The sequence below is a fragment of the Nocardioides faecalis genome, from assembly GCF_018388425.1.
Classification (GTDB): Bacteria; Actinomycetota; Actinomycetes; order Propionibacteriales; family Nocardioidaceae; genus Nocardioides; species Nocardioides faecalis.
The window spans coordinates 706522-724454 of the sequence record NZ_CP074406.1; the positions used below are offsets into that span (position 1 = coordinate 706522).

At 73.0% G+C, this 17933-nt stretch carries 15 protein-coding genes; 10 read left to right on the top strand and 5 right to left on the bottom strand.

Going from position 1 to position 17933, the window contains the following annotated elements; translation table 11 throughout:
- The first annotated feature begins 10 nt into the window (after positions 1-10).
- Entirely contained in the window at positions 11-631 is a 621-nt protein-coding gene (locus tag KG111_RS03280; RefSeq protein WP_205290777.1) for a DNA-3-methyladenine glycosylase, read from the top strand.
- 18 nt (positions 632-649) lie between these two features.
- Entirely contained in the window at positions 650-970 is a 321-nt protein-coding gene (gene ppnP, locus KG111_RS03285) for a pyrimidine/purine nucleoside phosphorylase (RefSeq protein ID WP_205290776.1), read from the top strand.
- Between the two features lie 50 nt (positions 971-1020).
- Here the strand turns inward: ppnP and KG111_RS03290 are convergent, their stop codons facing one another.
- Positions 1021-1695 carry a hypothetical protein gene (locus KG111_RS03290; protein ID WP_205290775.1) on the bottom strand — a complete coding sequence of 225 codons (675 nt, stop codon included), beginning with the start codon at positions 1693-1695 and terminating at the stop codon, positions 1021-1023.
- Between the two features lie 171 nt (positions 1696-1866).
- Between KG111_RS03290 and KG111_RS03295 the strand changes: the two genes are divergently transcribed.
- Positions 1867-2655, top strand: coding sequence for a hypothetical protein (locus KG111_RS03295; protein ID WP_205290774.1), 789 nt, complete (start codon positions 1867-1869; stop codon positions 2653-2655).
- A 48-nt stretch (positions 2656-2703) separates the two neighbouring features.
- On the opposite strand, the gene KG111_RS03300 is transcribed toward KG111_RS03295, so the two are convergent.
- Positions 2704-3288 carry a mismatch-specific DNA-glycosylase gene (locus KG111_RS03300; RefSeq protein WP_205290773.1) on the bottom strand — a complete coding sequence of 195 codons (585 nt, stop codon included), beginning with the start codon at positions 3286-3288 and terminating at the stop codon, positions 2704-2706.
- 95 nt (positions 3289-3383) lie between these two features.
- On the opposite strand from KG111_RS03300, the gene KG111_RS03305 reads away from it, so the two are divergent.
- On the top strand, positions 3384-4574 hold the full coding sequence (locus KG111_RS03305; protein WP_205290772.1) for a site-specific DNA-methyltransferase: 1191 nt from the start codon (positions 3384-3386) through the stop codon (positions 4572-4574).
- A gap of 15 nt (positions 4575-4589) precedes the next feature.
- On the opposite strand, the gene KG111_RS03310 is transcribed toward KG111_RS03305, so the two are convergent.
- On the bottom strand, positions 4590-6008 hold the full coding sequence (locus tag KG111_RS03310; RefSeq protein WP_249666275.1) for a WS/DGAT/MGAT family O-acyltransferase: 1419 nt from the start codon (positions 6006-6008) through the stop codon (positions 4590-4592).
- A 124-nt stretch (positions 6009-6132) separates the two neighbouring features.
- Here KG111_RS03310 and KG111_RS03315 point away from each other — a divergent pair, with 124 nt between their 5' ends.
- The gene (locus KG111_RS03315) at positions 6133-7749 is read left to right on the top strand and encodes a DUF2510 domain-containing protein (protein ID WP_205290771.1); all 1617 of its coding nucleotides are present in this window, start codon (positions 6133-6135) and stop codon (positions 7747-7749) included.
- Positions 7750-7803: 54 nt separating this feature from the next.
- Here KG111_RS03315 and KG111_RS03320 read toward each other — a convergent pair whose 3' ends face one another.
- Positions 7804-8943, bottom strand: coding sequence for a glutamate--cysteine ligase (locus tag KG111_RS03320; RefSeq protein ID WP_205290770.1), 1140 nt, complete (start codon positions 8941-8943; stop codon positions 7804-7806).
- Positions 8944-9030: 87 nt separating this feature from the next.
- Here KG111_RS03320 and KG111_RS03325 point away from each other — a divergent pair, with 87 nt between their 5' ends.
- Entirely contained in the window at positions 9031-10422 is a 1392-nt protein-coding gene (locus KG111_RS03325; protein ID WP_240195444.1) for a threonine/serine exporter family protein, read from the top strand.
- Here KG111_RS03325 and KG111_RS03330 read toward each other — a convergent pair.
- Positions 10331-11011, bottom strand: coding sequence for a TetR/AcrR family transcriptional regulator (locus tag KG111_RS03330; protein WP_205290768.1), 681 nt, complete (start codon positions 11009-11011; stop codon positions 10331-10333). The two genes, KG111_RS03325 and KG111_RS03330, sit on opposite strands and share 92 nt — an antisense overlap.
- Positions 11012-11068: 57 nt before the next feature.
- Here KG111_RS03330 and KG111_RS03335 point away from each other — a divergent pair, with 57 nt between their 5' ends.
- From KG111_RS03335 to hrpA, 4 genes are all read left to right on the top strand, one after another.
- Positions 11069-12640: a flavin-containing monooxygenase gene (locus tag KG111_RS03335; RefSeq protein ID WP_205290767.1), complete on the top strand. Its 1572-nt coding sequence runs from the start codon at positions 11069-11071 to the stop codon at positions 12638-12640.
- Positions 12637-13485, top strand: a complete 849-nt coding sequence (locus KG111_RS03340; protein ID WP_205290766.1) for an SDR family NAD(P)-dependent oxidoreductase — start codon at positions 12637-12639, stop codon at positions 13483-13485. The genes KG111_RS03335 and KG111_RS03340 overlap by 4 nt, the downstream gene beginning before the upstream one ends.
- Before the next feature lie 22 nt (positions 13486-13507).
- Positions 13508-13954 (top strand): SRPBCC family protein, encoded by a 447-nt coding sequence (locus KG111_RS03345; protein ID WP_205290765.1) that lies wholly within the window; start codon positions 13508-13510, stop codon positions 13952-13954.
- A gap of 112 nt (positions 13955-14066) precedes the next feature.
- On the top strand, positions 14067-17930 hold the full coding sequence (gene hrpA / locus KG111_RS03350) for an ATP-dependent RNA helicase HrpA (RefSeq protein ID WP_205290764.1): 3864 nt from the start codon (positions 14067-14069) through the stop codon (positions 17928-17930).
- Positions 17931-17933 lie beyond the last annotated feature (3 nt).

Genomic DNA, 17933 nt, shown 5'->3' on the forward strand with positions numbered 1-17933 from the left:
GCGTCGCGGCGTGCCCACTGAGCCCGTCGCCGACGTCGTACGGCGTGCCCGCTCCCTGCTCGGGCGCCACCTCACCGCGCACGGGGTGACGGTGCGGATCACCGAGGTCGAGGCGTACGGCGGCATCGAGGACCCGGCCTCGCACGCCTACACCCGCACGCCCCGCTCGGAGGTGATGTACGGCCCGCCCTGGCGGCTCTACGTCTACCGCTCCTACGGCATCCACTACTGCGCCAACATCGTCACCGGCCCGACCGACATCGGTGCCGCGGTGCTGCTGCGCGCCGGCGAGGTCGTCGACGGCCTCGACCTGGCCCGCGAGCGCCGCGGCGCCGGCAGGGGAGCGGGCGCGGTGCCCGACGAGCGCCTGGCCCGCGGTCCCGGCAACCTGGCGCAGGCGCTCGGCATCACGCTGGCCGACCTCGGCACCGACGTCCTCGCCGGCGGTGCGATCAGGCTGGGGCCCGAGGTGTCGCACGACCGACCGGTCCAGGCCGGGCCCCGGGTCGGGGTCTCGAAGGCCGCCGACGTGCCCTGGCGGTTCTGGCTGGCGGGCGAGCCGAGCGTGTCGGCCTACCGGCGCAGTCCCCGCGCCCTGCCCGGGACCGCTGTGCTGCGCCCGCGTGGGTGAGCACTAGCCTTGCCGGTCGTGAGCGCAGCCAACGTCTACGAGAACGTCACCCTCGACCCCACGCCCAACGTGTACTTCGACGGCGCCTGCGTCAGCCACACGTTCCACCTCGCCGACGGCACCCGCAAGTCCGCCGGCGTGATCTTCCCGGCCACCCTCACCTTCGGCACCGCCGCGCCCGAGGTCATGGAGCTCAACGCCGGGCGCTGCCGGGTGCGGCTCGCCGGCGCCGAGGAGTGGACCGAGCACGGCGCGGGGGAGTCCTTCAGCGTGCCCGGCGACTCCTCGTTCGACATCGAGGTCGTCGAGACCCTGGGCTACGTCTGCCACTACGGCTGACCTGACCCGCCGGGCCGTCGAGGTCCGGTGGGCACCGCCCGCTCGCGGCCTCAGCCGCAGTTGTCGCAGACCCCCGTGGCGGGGATCGCCATGAAGCAGTTCGGGCACACCTTCACCACGGGCTCCGGGGCGACCGGCTTGGCGGGGGCCTTCGTGCTCGCGCGCGGGGCCCGGACCGTCTTGGGCCGTGCGGTGGGCAGCGCCTCCTGCACGGGCTCGGGGACCTCGACGACGGGCGCGACCCAGCCGGGCGGCGCCGGCTCGGTGATGCCGAACCGGGCGAGCACCTCGCGCGCGGCCTCGGTGGGCTGGTGCTTGGGCCGGGTCACGATGTCGAAGGACGACGCCGCGCCCTCCAGGAACGTCTGCGCGGCCGGGGTCAGCGTGGCGGGCAGCCGGCGGTGCCGCCACCGCTGCGGCGCGCCGCCGCGCTGTGTGATCGTCACGAGGTCGGGGCGGTCCCAGCAGACCAGCACCCAGTCGTCGCGGTGGCTGGTCGCCCACACCGCGATCGCACGGTCCCCGGCGTCGGCCGCGGCGCGCAGCGCGATCCGCTCCGGGTTGGAGAAGCGGCCGGTCACCTGCAGCACGCCGGGCAGCGGCTGCTCGACGACGTACTCCTGGTCAGTCAGTGCCTCGATCACCCGGGCCAGGGGATCCGGGCGCTCGGGCCGCTCGGCGTGGTCCTGGTCGGTCTGCGGCACCTGCGGGTCGTTGCTCTCCATCGCACCCCCGACGGTAGTCGGGACGTGGCTGTCGGTGCCGGGCGGGGGCGGCGCAGGGCTCGCGGGCAGTGACGGACGTCCCGCCGCAATGCCGGGACGCCTTGATGGCACGGGTGGACACAGGGTGAACCAGCAGGTTTGGGGAGGGCTCTGCTTCCCTACACTCACGCCATGGCGAAGAAGCGAGACTGGCGCCGCTACGAGGCTCCGTCCGAGGTCCGCGACGAGCACGGTCGGCCCGTCGGCTCCGGTACGACGACGAGCACGACCGGCGGCGCCGCCTCCTCCCGCCGCACCGGGCCGGGGAAGGGGCCGAAGGCACGCACCTCGCGCAAGCCGGGAACCTCGCGCAAGCCGAGCGGCTCGAGCAGGTCGAAGTCCACCGGGACGAGCGGGAACGGCGCGGGGAAGAGCGGCGCCGCGGGCAAGGTCCTGTCGGGCAAGGCCGTGTTCTGGGGGGTCATCGCGCCCATCACGATCGTCATCGCGCTCATCGCGATCGCCTCGAACGGCGACGATGAGCCCTACCGCACCGATCTCGACACCGAGATGCTCGACGCCGCGCTGCTCACCCGTGGCCTGGAGACCGCCGCGCGGCGCGTGGGCGAGGACGTGATCTCGGTGCGGCTCTCCGAGTACGCGCTGCGGATCGAGTACTTCGACCCGAACGAGGACGAGATCAGCACGGTCGAGTTCAACGACTACTCCGAGGGTTACCGGCTCGAGGTCTCCGAGAGCTACTACGAGGACTACATGCCCCGGCCGTTCAAGCTCTCCGTCGTCGAGGCCGAGACCATGATCGAGGCGGTGGAGGGAGCGGTCGAGAAGGCCGAGGACCCCTACAGCTTCGATCTGCGGATCGAGGCCGACCGCACGAGTGGCGAGGTCACGATGACGACCGACGTGTCCGCGGACGAGGCCGTCGAGCAGACGAAGGTCCTCGTGCCCGGCACCTCCTGACCGGCACCTCTACCCGGCCGGCGGCCGGCGGGAGGCGGGAGGCGGGAGTCAGACGATCCCGGCCGCCTCGGCGACCTCGCGGTAGGCGCGTGCCAGCGAGGCCACGGTCTCGTGCGCGTTCAGCCCGCTGGGGTTGGGCACCACCCACAGCTGGGCCCCGGCCAGGTCCTCGGGTTGGCGCCCGGCGACGGCCTTCGGCAGCCCGAAGGCGGTGCGGTAGGCGGTGATCCCGGCGACCGCGACCACCGCCGGCCGCAGCCGCGCCACCAGCTCGCGCAGCGCCGCGCCACCGGCCCGCAGCTCCTCGGCGCTGAGCTCGGAGGCCTTCGCGGTCGCCCGCGGCGCCAGGTTGGTGATCCCGATGCCGCGCTCGCGCATCATCTGTCGGTCGTCCTCGCTCATCCCGTCGGCCGGGTCGATCGGCCGCTCGATCACCCCGCCGGCGAGCAGCGCGGGGTAGAACCGGTTGCCCGGGTGTGCGAAGTGGGTGCTGGTCGCCGCCGTCCACAACCCGGGGTTGATCCCCACGAACAGCAGCCGGAGCACCTGGTCCGGCGAGGTCGGCAGCAGGTCGGGGACGCGGGCGTCGCGGAAGGACTCCAGCTCGGCCCGGGTGAAGGTACGGCGCGCCACGCCCCGATCCTCCCAGCACACCGGTCCTCGCCGCAGGCCGGACCGGGTGGCGGCCCCGCTCGGCACGGGCGCACGATCACTGCCAGGATCGGGCCGTGCCCGGTGAGCCCCGCCCCGCGTGGAACGCCTTCGTCGAGGGAGACAATCTCGACGTCCTCGCCACGCTCGCGCCGGAGTCGTTCGACCTGGCCTACCTGGACCCGCCGTACAACACCGGCAACGACTTCGCCTACCGCGACGACTTCCGCGGTGCCCGCGGCGCCGGCGCCGAGGGTCGCCACGCCGCCTGGGTCGCGTTCATCGAGCCCCGGCTGGAGGCGGTACGACGTGTCCTGGCGCCGACCGGTGCGGTGGCGGTCAGCATCGACGACCACGAGGTCGCGCACCTGCGCCTGGCGATGGACCGGGTCTTCGGCGAGCAGAACCTCCTCGCCCAGGTGGTGGTGAATCTCAACCCCAAGGGACGCCAGCTCGGTCGCGGGTTCGCCACGTCGCACGAGTACCTGCTCGTCTACGCGCGTGACGCCGAGCGCTGTGTCCTGGACGCCTCCTCGGCCAGCACGGTCGTGGAGTCGGACTTCCCGCTCCTCGCCGAGGACGGTCGGCGGTACCGCCGGCTGCCGCTGCGCAACACCAACAAGCGGTTCAACCCGATGACCGCGCCGACGCTGCACTTCGAGCTGTGGGGCGACCCGGTGAGCGGCCGGGTCGCGCTGGAGCCGTTCCCCGGCGCCGTGGCGGTCGTCCCGGTCTTCGGGGACGGCACGCCGGCGGTGTGGCGGTGGTCGCGCCCACGCGTCGCCGAGCGGGCCGACGACCTGGAGTGCCGGCTGGTGCGCGGGGCCCGGGGCGAGCGCGTCGACGTCTATCAGCGCGACTGGCGCCACCCCGTCGGCGGGCGGCGCAAGAAGCTGCGCACGATCTGGCTCGCCGAGGAGATCGGCTCGACCGACACCGCGGTGGCCGAGCTCAAGGAGATCCTCGGCCACGTCTTCGAGTCGCCCAAGCCCACCGGCCTGCTGCGCCGGCTGCTCGACACGATGCCGGACGACGCCCGGGTGCTGGACTGCTTCGCCGGCAGCGGCACCACGGGGCACGCGGTGGCGCTGGCGAACCTGGCCGACGGGGGGCGTCGTACCTGCCTGTCGGTGAACTCCGCCGAGCCCACCCGCCCCGGCTCGAACGCCGCCCGGGCGGGCTACGCCTGCGTCGCCGACATCACCCGCGCCCGGCTCCGGGCGGTGGCCGAGCAGCTCGGCGGCGGGCTGGAGGAGCGCGAGAGCTGAGCCGGCTCAGACGGCTCAGCTTGCGCCGACCGCCCGCTCCAGCGCCACCAGCTCCTCGTCGAGGTGGGTCAGCAGCCGCTGCAGGTGCGGCACCGTACGACGGCACCCGGTCAGCCCGAACCCCATCTTGTCGTCGTAGGAGGTGCAGGTGATGTTCAGGGCCATGTTGTCGATCGGGATCGACAGCGGGTAGCTGCCGACCAACCGGGCGCCGTTCCAGTAGTGCGGCACCTTCGGGCCGGGCACGTTGCTGATGATCAGGTTGAACGGCGGTGGCGCCAGCCGGTGCAGCCCCAGCATCGGCAGCGCGACCGCCGGGGCCATGCCGAGGGCGCTCATGGCCACGATCTGTGCGGGCGTCATCGTGGCCAGCGCCTGCTTGCCGTCGCGCATCGAGGCGCTGATCGTCGCCAGCCGGTCGGCGGGGTCGGGGCGGTGGGTGGCGAGACGCACCATCACGGACCCGACCGCGTTGCCGCCCTCGGCGGAGGCGACCGCGACCTGGCGGGCGTTCAGGCCGATGGGCACCATCGCCACCATCGACTCCTCGGGCAGTGCGTCCAGCTCGTTCAGGTAGCGCCGCATCGCGCCGCTGCACATCGCCAGCACCACGTCGTTGAGGGTGGCGTCCCCGGCCCGGGCCACCGCCCGCAGCCGGGGCACCGGCCAGTCCTGGGCGGCGACCCGGCGCGAGCCCGTGATGGGACGGTTGAGCAGGGTGCGGGGCGCGGACAGCGAGACCGCGGAGGTCTCGTTGCGCACCCCGCGGGCCAGGGTGCGCAGCAGCGCGGAGGGCATCCCGGCGGCCTCCGCGCTGAGCGAGAGCGCGGAGCGCAGCACGTCCGCCCCGGGGAAGGCTGACGCCCCGGCGGGTGCGAGTCGCTTGTCCCGCGGCGGCGCGGCGCCGTCGGCGAACGGCGCCGGCATCCCGCGGCGCTCGGGATCGGTGGACAGCACGCTGGCCAGCAGCCGCATCGCTGCCACGCCGTCGAGCAGCGCGTGGTGCAGCTTGGTGTAGGTGGCCACGCGACCGTCGGCCAGGCCCTCGATGACGTGCATCTCCCACATCGGCCGGTCCCAGCCCAGCCGGCTGGAGTGCAGCCGGCCGCACAGCTCGAACAGCTCGCGCACCCGCCCCGGCGCCGGCAGGGCGCTGTGGCGCAGGTGGTGCTCGATGTCGAACTCCTCGTCGGTGCGCCACATCGGGATGCCGGCGGTGCGCCACGAGCGGTGCGGGTGCTTGCGGAACAGCGGCGAGGGGTGCGTGCTGTCGCGCATGTGTTCGTACATGGCACGGGTGAAGTCGGGGCCCGCGTCCGGAGGCGGTTCGTAGAGGTGCAGCGCGCCGACGTGGATGGGCATCTTCCGGCTCTCCGCGAGCAGGAAGGCGGTGGCCGTCGGGTCGATCGGCCGCAGACCGGCAAGAGAAGCCACGGGGCCCCTTTCGATGGCAGGTGCACGAATCCTGACGGGTTGTGACGCCCGTCACAAGGCAGGTCGCCAGGTTCGTCGTCCGTCGGGGTTTCGACTTACCGGGTCGCGGGGCAGACAATGCGGCGTGAACGAGTTCTCCACCCCCGCAGGCTGGTACCCCGACGGCGACGGATGGGAGCGCCGCTGGGACGGCACGGGGTGGACCGAGGACCGGCGCCGGATGGCCGAGCCCACGCAGGTGCGCCCGACGCCCCCTGGCCCGACGCCCCCGGGGCCGCCCCCCACCCAGCTGCCGCAGCAGCCGGGCAACCAGCCGGGCAACCCGGCGGGTGGCCCGCCGAAGAGCCCGGCCGGGCCCACGTTCGGGGCCCAGCCGCCCTTCCCGCCGGCGGGCCCGTCGCCGTACGCGCCGCCTCCGCCGCCTCCGGGCTACGGCAACGTGGCCGCCGGCTTCCCGCCGCACCCCGGCCGGGGCACGAACGGACCCGGCGGACCCGCCGGACCGGGCCGACCGGGCGGGTCGAGCGGACCGAAGAAGAGCCGGCTCGGCGTCTGGCTCGGGATCGCCGCGGCGCTGCTGCTGATCGTGGGCATCGCGGTCACCGTCGCGGTGCTCAAGCCCTGGCAGGGCGAGGACGACTCGACCGCCGGCCCCGACAAGGGCCCGGGGGGCAAGGGCGGCGACAAGAAGGCGGCCGTCCAGGGCGACATCGACGGCGACAACAAGGGCGACGCGCTGTTCTACCTGTACCAGAACTACGACGACATCAAGAAGGTCACCGCGAAGAGCACCGGCAACGGCTTCGAGCTCGCCCATGTCGCCGCCGACCCCTACACCGAGCCCCAAGAGCTCTACCTGGACTGGGACGGCGACGGAGTCAACGAGAAGCTCGTGTGGCGCTTCGTCGCTTCGGGCAAGCAGATCACCCTGTCCTCCAACGACTCCGACTTCCCCGGTGACCAGACCTTCACGCTGCCGCTCTCGTCGCTGAAGAAGTACGGCGACATCGAGATCCGGCTCGTGCACGGCGACTTCGACGGAGACGGCGACCTCGACCTCGCCATCGCCGGCCCCAACGACCGGGTGGTCGACGTCTCTGTGCTGCTCAACGACGGCAAGGGCACCTTCGCCGAGCCGGTGCTGTGGCTGTCCCTGCCGAACGCCGTGATCGACGTCGTGCAGATCACCGCCGGCGACTTCGACGGCGACGGCGACGCCGACCTGTGGGCCGAGCTGCCCGCGGAACGGCTCACGAACGAGAGCTACACCGAGTACTACTCCGGGGACCGGGGCTTCGCCCTGCTCACCTCCAGCGGCAACGCGTTCACCCAGGGGGCGGTGAACAAGTCGACCATCTACGCCGAGGAGTTCCTGGCCGGCGACGTCACCGGCGACGGCACCGTGAACATCGTCGCCGTCGAGACCAACTCCTACCGCGAGCAGATCACCGTCACCGTGTACGACGTCTCCGCGGGCACCCTCAAGCCGGTCACCGGTTTCACCGGAACCTCCAAGATCGGCCAGCGCTCGCTGCAGGGCGCCACCCTCAGCGACGTCGACGGCGACGGCAAGGCCGACGTGGTGTTCGTCGTCAAGGCGTACAAGGAGGCGAAGTTCACCGGGCTGCAGGTGATGCGCTCCACCGGGGCGGTCTTCGACCCCGCGCTGGTGTGGGCCGACCTGGAGCCGTGCAAGGACGACTCCTGCCGGGTGAGGTTCGTGGGCAGCCGCCGCTACTGATCCCTGCCGGGTCGGGGCGCAAGCCCCGGCCCGGGGGCGCCGGCTCGGCTCGGGTCAGGGCGCGGAGTCGAGCTCGTCGCGCAGCTCGGTGGCCACGGAGTCGACCACCGCGACGAGGTCGCCGCCGGTGCGCGCGGCGACCTCGCGCTGACGCACGTAGGAGGGCCCGCGGGTCAGCAGGTCCGGTACGGCGGCGAGCTCGGCGGCGCAGCCCAGCCGCTCCGCCGTCGGCTCCAGCTGCACCAGCAGGTCCGCGAGGTCGTCGGTGACCAGCCGCTCGTTGGAGTCGGCGTCGAGGATCACGATGGCGTCCACGCCGTACCGGGCGGCGCGCCACTTGTTCTCCTGCACGTGCCACGGCGGCAGGGTGGGCAGCTTCTCGCCGGCGGCGAGGCGGTCGTCGAGCCAGACCACCAGGCAGTGCATCAGCGCGACGAGGGCGCCCATGTCGCTCAGCGTGGAGACGCCGTCGCAGATCCGGTTCTCCAGCGTGCCGTGGCGAGTTGCGGGCCGTACGTCCCAGCGGATCTCGCTGAGGTCGTCGATCACCCCGGTGGTCACCTGGTCGTGCGCGAAGTGCTCGAACTCGGCCCAGGTCTCGAACTGGAACGGCAGGCCGGCGGTGGGCAGCTGCTGGAACATCAGCGCCCGGTTCGAGGCGTAGCCGGTGTCCACGCCGGCCCAGATCGGCGACGAGGCAGACAGCGCCTGCAGGTGCGGGTAGTAGGTGAGCAGGGCGGAGAGCACCGGCAGCACCCGGCTCTTCTCCGCCATCCCGACGTGCACGTGCACGCCCCAGATGAGCATCTGGCGTCCCCACCACTGGGTGCGGTTGATCAGCTCCTCGTAGCGGTGGCCCTCGCTGAGCTCCTGGGAGGTCCATGACGCGAACGGGTGGGTGCCCGCGCCGTACAGGTCGAGGCCGAGGTCGTCGGCGGCCGCGGTGACGTGGTGCAGGGTGGTGCGCAGGTCGGTGAGCGCGTCGCCGACGGTCGGGCAGATGCCGGTGACCACCTCGACGGTGTTCTTCAGCAGCTCCTTGTGCAGCTTCTCCGGCTCCGGCATCCGGGCCTTGGCCCGGGCGAAGAGGTGTGCGGCGTCGTTGCGGAGGTCGCGGGTGCGTCGGTCCACCAGCCCGAACTCCCACTCCACCCCCAATGTGGGCTCGGGGGAACCGTGGAAGTCGATGCGCACGCGCTCAGCCTAGGGTGCGCCCGGCGGCGGGCTACCCGGGCTCCCCGGGCTCCCCGGGTTCGGCGCAGCGGTGCGACGATGACGATCATGGACGGATCTCGGACGCTCCATCGCACCCTCGACCTGTGCCTGCGGCTGGGGGAGGTCCTGCTGTCCTCGGGAGCAGGCGCGGCGGACGTCACCGCCACCATGCGGGCGGTCTCGCGGGCACTCGGGGTGCGCCAGGTGCAGGTCGACATCACCTTCACCGCGCTGGCGATGAGCGTGCAGCACGGTCCGGACGAGCCGCCGGTCGTGCAGCTGCGCTCGGTCACCCAGCGCGACATCGACTACGAGGACCTGACCCGCACCGACCAGCTGGTGCGCGACATCGTGGCCGGCCGGGTCGACCTGGAAGAGGCGCGCAGCGCGTTGGCCCGGATCGTCTCCTCCGGTCACGCCCGGCCGCGCTGGGCGGCCACCGCCGGCTGGGGGCTGATGTGCGGCGGCGTGGCGCTGCAGCTGGGTGCCGGCATCGAGGTGGTGGCGGTCGCGATCCTGGCGGCGGTCTGCATCGACCGGTTGCAGCTGCGGATGACGCGCCGCCGGTTGCCGGTCTTCTACCAGCAGATCGCCGGCGGGGTGGTGGCCACGGTGCTGGCCGGGGTCTGCGCCCGGCTGGCCGAGCCCTGGCAGGAGGTGAACACCTCGCTGATCGTCACCGCCAACATCGTGATGCTGCTGGCCGGGATCGGCTTCATGGGGGCACTGCAGGACGGGCTCTCGGGCTTCTACGTCACCGGCAGCGCCCGGGTGGCGGAGGCGATGCTCGCCACCGCGGGCATCATCGCCGGCGTGTCCGGCGGGTTCACCCTGTGCCAGGTGGTCGGCCTGCAGATCCCGCACCTGACCCTGCCGCGCTTCGACCTGGTCGGGGTCTCGGCAGCGGTGGTCGGCGGCGGGATCGCGGGGGCGGCGTTCGCGTTCGCCTGCTACGCGCCGATGCGGATCCTGGTGCCGATCTGGGCGCTCTCCGCGACCGCGGTGCTCGCCACCGTCGGCATGGAGGAGGCCGGCTTCGGCCGGCCCTGGGCGGTCGGCCTCGCGGCCTTCCTGATCGGCCTGTTCGCCTACACCCTCGGCCGCCGGTTCCGGGTGCCGCCGCTGGTCGTGGTCGTCTCGGCGATCGTGCCCCTGCTGCCCGGCCTGACCATCTACCGCGGCCTGTTCCTGCTCACCGAGGACGGCGGCGGGGACGTCGCGCAAGGGCTGTTCGCGATGGTCACCGCCGCCTCGGTCGCGCTGGCCCTGGCTGCCGGCGTGATCCTGGGGGAGTACGTCGCCCAGCCGGTCATGCGCGAGGCGCGTCGCGTCGAGGCCCGGCTCGCCGGCCCGCGGCTGGTCGGCGTCACCCGGGTCCGGCGCCGGAGGAGGCACCCGGAGCACCACCACCAAGATCGTGGGGAAGCAGGTCCAGGAGCGCCGGCAGAGAAGCACTGACCAGGTCGAGCAGCGCGTCCCGGCTGATCCCGGCCGGCTCCTGGGACCAGGTCAGCACCAGGTCCTCGACCATGGCCTGCCAGGCGCGGACCAGCAGCCGCACCGGCGGCGTGTCGGGGAACGCGATGCCGTGGGGATCGGCGGTGAAGAACCGCTCGGCGAGCGCGGCGAAGGTCGCGTCGTAGATCGCGCGCAGCTCCTCGTTGCCGCCGGCCGCGGCCCGCACCAGGGAGCGGTAGCCGGTGTGGCTGTCCGCGACGTAGTCGACGTAGGCGCGCACCGAGGCCCGCAGCCGCTCCACCGGCTGACCGGTCTCCGGCGGCGCGGTGCGGGCGTAGAGGTCGTCGGCGGCGTGTTGCACGACGGCGGCGTAGAAGCCCTGCTTGCCGCCGAAGTAGTGGTAGAGCAGGCCGCGGGAGACGCCGGCGGTCTCGGCGAGCACGTCGATGGAGAGCTCCTCCAACGAGCGGGTGGCGAGCAGCTCGACGCCGAGGTCGAGCAGCTGGGCGCGGCGCTGCTCCGGGCTCAGCCGGGTACGGCCCGCCTCGGGCGCGGGGGAGTCGCCGGGCGCCGGTGCGGACGAGGTCACGCCACCACCCTAGGACCACTATTGACAACTGTTCAATAGCGCGCCTAGCGTCCAGGCATGCTCCCCACCCCTGTTCCCGACGGTGCTTCCGAAGGTGCCACGGGCGGCGTCCGGGTCGTCGACCACCTGATCGTGGGCGCCGGCTTCGCCGGCCTGGCCGCCGCGATCAAGCTCGACGAGGCCGGCGAGCGCGACTTCGTCGTCCTCGACAAGGACAGCGACGTCGGCGGCACCTGGCACGTCAACACCTATCCCGGCGCCGAGTGCGACGTGCCGAGCCAGCTCTACTCGTACTCGTTCGCGCTCAACCCCGACTGGTCGAAGGTCTACTCGCCGCAGGCAGAGATCCAGGCCTACATCCGCGACGTCGCCGCCCGGTCGGGGACCCTGGACCGCTTCGTGTTCGGCACCGAGGTCACCGACGCCACCTGGGACGAGGACCGGCAGCGCTGGATCGTGACGACCGAGGGGCCCGACGGCCCGGGGTGCTACGCCGCCCGCACGCTCGTCGTCGGTGCCGGCGGCCTCTCCGAGCCGCGGCTGCCCGACATCGACGGCATCGACGACTTCGCCGGCGAGACCTTCCACTCCGCGCGCTGGAACCACGACGCCGACCTGGCCGGCAAGCGGGTCGCGGTGATCGGCACCGGCGCCTCCGCGATCCAGCTGGTGCCCGAGCTGCAGCGGCTGCTGGCCGAGAGCGGCGGCCACCTCGACGTCTACCAGCGCACCCCCAACTGGGTGATCCCGCGCAACGAGCGCGCCTACACCGCGCTGGAGAAGCGGCTGTTCCGCACGGTGCCCGGCCTGCAGCGCGCCGTGCGCGGCGCGGTCTACGCCCAGCTCGAGGCGCGGGTGCCGGTCTTCACCCGGTTCCCCGCCCTGATGCGGGTGGTGGAGGCGCAGGTCAAGCGCCGCATCGCCGCAGCGATCGAGGACCCCGACCTGCGTGCGGCCGTCACGCCGTCGTACCGCGCGGGCTGCAAGCGGATCCTGATCTCCAACCGGTGGTATCCGGCGCTCGCCGCCGACAACGTGGAGCTGGTCACCGACGCGATCACCAAGCTCACCCCGAGCGGCGTCGTCACCGCCGACGGCACCGAGCGGCCTGCCGACGTGCTGGTGGTGGCCACCGGCTTCCACGTCACCGAGCCGCCGATCGCCACCCGCATCACCGGCCGCGAGGGCCGCACCCTCGCGCAGGTCTGGGACGGCGCCGGGATGGCGGCCTACAAGGGCACGACCATCCACGGGTTCCCGAACCTGTTCCAGGTCGTCGGCCCCAACACCGCGCTCGGGCACTCCAGCATGATCTACGTGATCGAGTCGCAGGTGCGCTACATCGTCTCCGCGCTGACGGCGATGCGCCGCGACGCGCTGGCGGTCGTCGAGCCGACCCGGGCCGCGCAGGAGTCGTGGACCGCCGCGGTGCGGCGCCGGATGCGTCCCACCGTGTGGCAGACCGGCGGTTGCGCCAGCTGGTACCTCGACCGGTTCGGCAACAACACCACCCTGTGGCCCGGGCAGACCTTCACCTTCCGCCGCCACCTGTCCGCCTTCGACCCCGCGGCGTACGACGTCGCTCCCCGCCGCACGAGGCCCAGCACCCGCCAGGAGGCAACCGCATGAAGCAGCTGCGCGACAAGGTCGTGGTGATCACCGGCGCCGGGTCCGGCATCGGCCGGGCGCTCGCCGTGGAGCTCGCCAGGCGCGGCGCCCGGCTGGCGCTGTCCGACATCGACGAGGACGGGCTCACCGCGACCCTCGACGCGGCGCTGGCCGCCGGCGCCCCCGACGTGCACACCGCACGGCTCGACGTCGCCGACCGCCAGGCGTTCAGCTCCTACGCCACCGAGGTCGTCGCCCACTTCGGCGTGGTCAACGTCGTGGTCAACAACGCCGGCGTCGCGCTCGCCGGTGACGCCCTCGACCTGACGTACGAGGACATGGAGTGGATCGTCGGGATCAACTTCTGGGGTGTCGTGCACGGCACGAAGGAGTTCCTGCCGCACCTGATCGCCTCCGGGGACGGCCACCTGGTCAACCTCTCGTCGCTGTTCGGGCTGCTCGCGATGCCGGGCCAGAGCGCCTACAACGCCACCAAGTTCGCGGTGCGCGGCTTCAGCGAGGCCGTGCGCGAGGAGCTGCTCGTCGCCGGCCACCCGGTCGGCGTCACCGTGGTGCACCCCGGCGGCATCAAGACCGCGATCGCCCGCAACGCGCGGGTCTCGGCGAGGGAGGACCAGGCCGCCACGGCGAAGTTCTTCGACGAGAAGCTCGCCTCGATGACGCCCGAGCGCGCCGCGCAGATCATCGTGCGCGGCATCGAGCGCGACCGGGCGCGGGTGCTGGTCGGGCTCGACGCCCACGCACTGCACCACTTCCAGAAGCTGCTCGGCTCGCGCTATGAGGACGTCGTGGCGCGCATCGCCAAGCGGGTGCTGCCGGCGAAGCGGAGCCGGGCCGGGGCTTGACCTGCCCCGGCAGGATCAGGGCATGGTCAACGTGGTGGAGCACACCGTCGAGGTCGACGCCCCGGTCAGCGCCGTCTTCGACTACGTCGACGACTTCTCGGCGTCCAAGGACTGGGTCTACGGCCTCAAGCGCATCGAGCCGGTCACCGAGCAGCGCGACGGCGTCGGCGCCGAGTACGACGGCGTGATGCGGATCGGCGTCACGCTCAAGGCCCGGATCCGGTGCACCGAGCGGGTGCCGGACGAGCTGCTGCAGCTGACCTCGATCGGCGGCATCACCAACGTGCAGACCTGGCGCTTCACCCCGATCGACGCGGGCCGCACCCGGGTGCACGCCGAGCTGCGCTACACGCTGCCCGGCGGTCCCGCCGGCCGGGTGATCGCCCGGGCCGTCCAGCCGATGGTCGGCGTGGCCGTGCGCTCCACCGCCGAGGCGCTGGTGCGCAACGTGGAGGAGCGCATCCGCTAGCGCCCGTCCGCCCAGCCGGTCCGCCAGCACCCTGCTCGTTCCCGCCCTGTCCGCTGCCGCCGGGACGCGGGGTTTGGGCCGGTTGTGACGCGCAGGGGAGAATCGCCGTGCTGTGGACATCACCTACCCGCCCGACCTGCCGGTCAGCGCACGCCGCGACGACATCGCCGAGGCCATCCGCGACCACCAGGTCGTGATCGTCGCGGGGGAGACCGGGTCCGGGAAGACCACCCAGCTGCCCAAGATCTGCCTCGAGCTGGGCCGCGGCACCCCCGGCGAGGACGGCCGGCCCCGGATGATCGGGCACACCCAGCCCCGGCGGATCGCCGCGCGCGCGGTGGCGGAGCGGATCAGCGCCGAGCTCGGCGTCGAGCTGGGCGAGCTGGTCGGCTACCAGGTCCGGTTCACCGACCGGACGTCGAAGGAGAGCCGGGTCAAGCTGATGACCGACGGCATCCTGCTCGCCGAGCTGCAGCGCGACCGGATGCTGCGCCGCTACGACACGATCATCATCGACGAGGCCCACGAGCGCAGCCTCAACATCGACTTCCTGCTCGGCTACCTCAAGCAGCTGCTGCCCAAGCGCCCGGACCTCAAGCTCGTCATCACCTCCGCGACGATCGACACCCAGCGGTTCGCCGAGCACTTCGACGACGCGCCGGTGATCGAGGTCTCCGGGCGCACCTACCCCGTCGAGATCCGCTACCGCCCGCTGCTGGACCTGCCCGAGGACGACGAGGACGGCGAGCCGATCGTCCGCGACCAGACCGAGGCGATCGTGGACGCCGTCAAGGAGCTCTCCGCCGAGGGGCCCGGCGACGTGCTGGTCTTCCTGCCCGGCGAGCGGGAGATCCGTGACACCGCCGAGGCACTGGCCGACCTGGCCGGCTCCGGGCGCTCGGCGTACGGCGGCGTCGACGTGCTGCCGCTGTACTCCCGGCTCTCGGCCGCCGAGCAGCACCGGGTCTTCGCGCCCGCGGCCGGGTCGCGGCGCCGGGTGGTGCTGGCCACCAACGTCGCGGAGACCTCGCTGACGGTGCCCGGCATCCGCTACGTCGTCGACACCGGCGTCGCCCGCATCTCCCGCTACTCCGCGCGCACCAAGGTCCAGCGGCTGCCGATCGAGCCGATCAGCCAGGCCTCGGCCAACCAGCGCTCGGGCCGTTGTGGCCGGGTCGCGGCCGGCATCGCCATCCGGCTCTACTCCGAAGAGGACTTCGAGGCCCGCCCGGCGTTCACCGACCCCGAGATCCTGCGCACCAACCTCGCCTCGGTCATCCTGCAGATGTCGTCGCTGGGGCTGGCCGGCCGCGGCGGCGACATCAGCCGCTTCCCGTTCGTCGAGCCGCCGGATCGGCGCAACGTGCAGGCCGGCGTGCAGCTGCTCACCGAGCTCGGCGCGGTCTCCGGCCGCGGCGACCTGACCAAGGTCGGGAAGCGCCTGGCCCGGCTCCCGATCGACCCCCGCCTGGGCCGGATGCTGCTCGAGGCCGAACGGCTCGGCTGCGTGCGCGACGTCCTGGTCATCGTCGCCGCCCTCTCCTTGCAGGACCCCCGGGAGCGGCCCAGCGCCGACGAGCCCAAGGAGCGCGCCCAGGCCGACCAGCTGCACGCCCGGTTCAAGGCCGAGGGCTCCGACTTCCTCACCCTGCTCAACCTGTGGAACCACCTGCGCACCCAGCAGAAGGAGCTCTCCGGGAGCGCCTTCCGGCGGATGTGCAAGCGCGAGTTCCTCAACTACCTGCGGGTGCGGGAGTGGCAGGAGCTCGTCTCCCAGCTGCGCCAGGTCACCAAGGAGATGGGCATCCGGCTGGAGGCGCCGGGTGAGACCGTCGACGCCGACGGCATCCATCAGGCGCTGCTGTCCGGCCTGCTGTCCCACGTCGGCCTGCTCGAGGAGCGGGAGAAGGCCGACCCGCGGGCAGGCGGGCGCAAGGAGCGTCGCCGGCCCGGCCCGCGGGAGTACCTGGGCGCCCGCGGCGCGCGGTTCGCGATCTTCCCCGGCTCCGGCCTGGCCCGGAAGAACCCGCAGTTCGTGATGGCCGGCGAGCTGGTGGAGACCGGCCGGCTCTGGGCCCGGCAGAACGCCGAGATCAAGCCCGAGTGGGCCGAGAGCCTCGGCGCGCACCTGGTCAAGCGCAGCTACTCCGAGCCGCACTGGTCGCGCAAGCGGGCCTCGGTGGTGGCCAAGGAGCGGGTCACCCTGTACGGCGTCCCGCTGGCCGCCGACCGCACCGTGGCCTACGGGAGGATCGACCCCGAGCTCTCCCGCGAGCTGTTCATCCGCCACGCCCTGGTCTACGGGGAGTGGGACACCCGGCACCGGTTCTTCCACCACAACCGCACGCTGCTGGCCCAGGCCGAGGAGCTCGAGCACCGCGCCCGGCGCCGCGACCTGGTCGTCGACGAGCACACCCTCTTCGACTTCTACGACGCCCGGGTCGGCAAGGACGTCGTCAGCGGCGCCCACTTCGACCGCTGGTGGCGCGATGCCCGCCGCGCACAGCCCGAGCTGCTCACCTTCGACCCGGCGATGCTCACCCACGACGCCGCCGAGGAGGTCAGCGCCGTCGACTACCCCGAGGAGTGGTCGCTGCCGGGCGGGCTGAGCCTGCCGATCGGCTACCACTTCGAGCCCGGCGCCGCCGACGACGGCCTCACCATCGACGTACCGGTGGCCACGCTGAACCAGGTCGACGACGAGGACTTCTCCTGGCTCGTGCCCGGCCTGCGCACCGAGCTGGTGACCGAGCTGATCCGCGGCCTGCCCAAGGCGCTGCGGGTGAGCTTCGTGCCGGCGCCCAACACCGCGCGGGAGTTCCTGGCGGCCGTGCCGCCGGGCACCGAGCCGCTGCTGGACGCCCTGGAGCGCTACCTGCGGGCCAAGACCGGCGTGCACGTGCCGCACGAGGCCTGGGACCTCGACGCGCTGCCCGCGCACCTGCGCCCCGGCTTCCGGGTCCTCGACGAGCGCGGCCGGGTGCAGGCCCGCGGCAAGTCGCTCGCCGAGCTGAAGGCGCCGCTGCGGCCCACCTTCGAGCGCGCGATGTCGGAGGTCGCCAGCGACTCCGGGATGGCACGCACCGGTGAACGCACCTGGGTGTTCGACGAGATCCCCGCCGCTGCCACCTGGACCCGCGCCGGGCACCAGGTCGAGGCCTACCCGGGGCTGGTCGACGAGGGCGACACCGTCGGCCTCGGCGTCTTCGGCTCCGTCGCCGAGCGCGACGCCCGGCACCGCGAGGGTGTCGTGCGGCTGCTGCTGCTCCAGCTCGGCATCGCACCGCTCGCCGGGATCGTCGAGGGCCTGTCCAACGCCGAGAAGCTCGGGCTCGCCGGGACGCCGTACCCGGGGGTGCCGGCGCTGCTGGCCGACTGCCTGCGCGCGGTGGTGCTGGACACCGTCGACGCCCGCGGCGACGTCCGCACCCGCGAGGAGCACGACGCCCTGCTCGCCACGCTGCGCGCCAGCGCTGCCGCCGACGTGAGGGGCGTGCTCGCCGAGCTGCAGCGGGTGCTGGCGACCTGGCGGGAGGTCGAGCGGATGCTCAGCGGCCGCGCCGAGATGTCCATGCTGCCCGCCCTCACCGACCTGAAGGCCCAGCTCGCCCGCCTCGTCCACGACGGCTTCGTCGGCGAGGCCGGCGCCGCCCGGCTGCGCCGCTACCGGACCTGGCTGGGTGCGATGAAGGAACGGCGCACCGCGCTGGAGACCGGCGGCCCGGCCGCCCTGGTCAAGGACCGGCAGCGGATGGAGCTGGTCGGCCCGCTGCAGCAGGCATGGCTGGACCGCATGCAGGCGTTGCCGGCCGGGCGTCCGCCGGGGCGTGAGCTGCGCGCCGTGGGCTGGATGCTCGAGGAGTACCGGGTCTCGCTGTGGGCCCAGAAGCTGGGCACCGACGGGCCGGTCTCGGACGTGCGGATCCGCAAGGCCCTCGACGCACTGGACCGGCCGCCGTCACGTCGTACGACCTAGGCT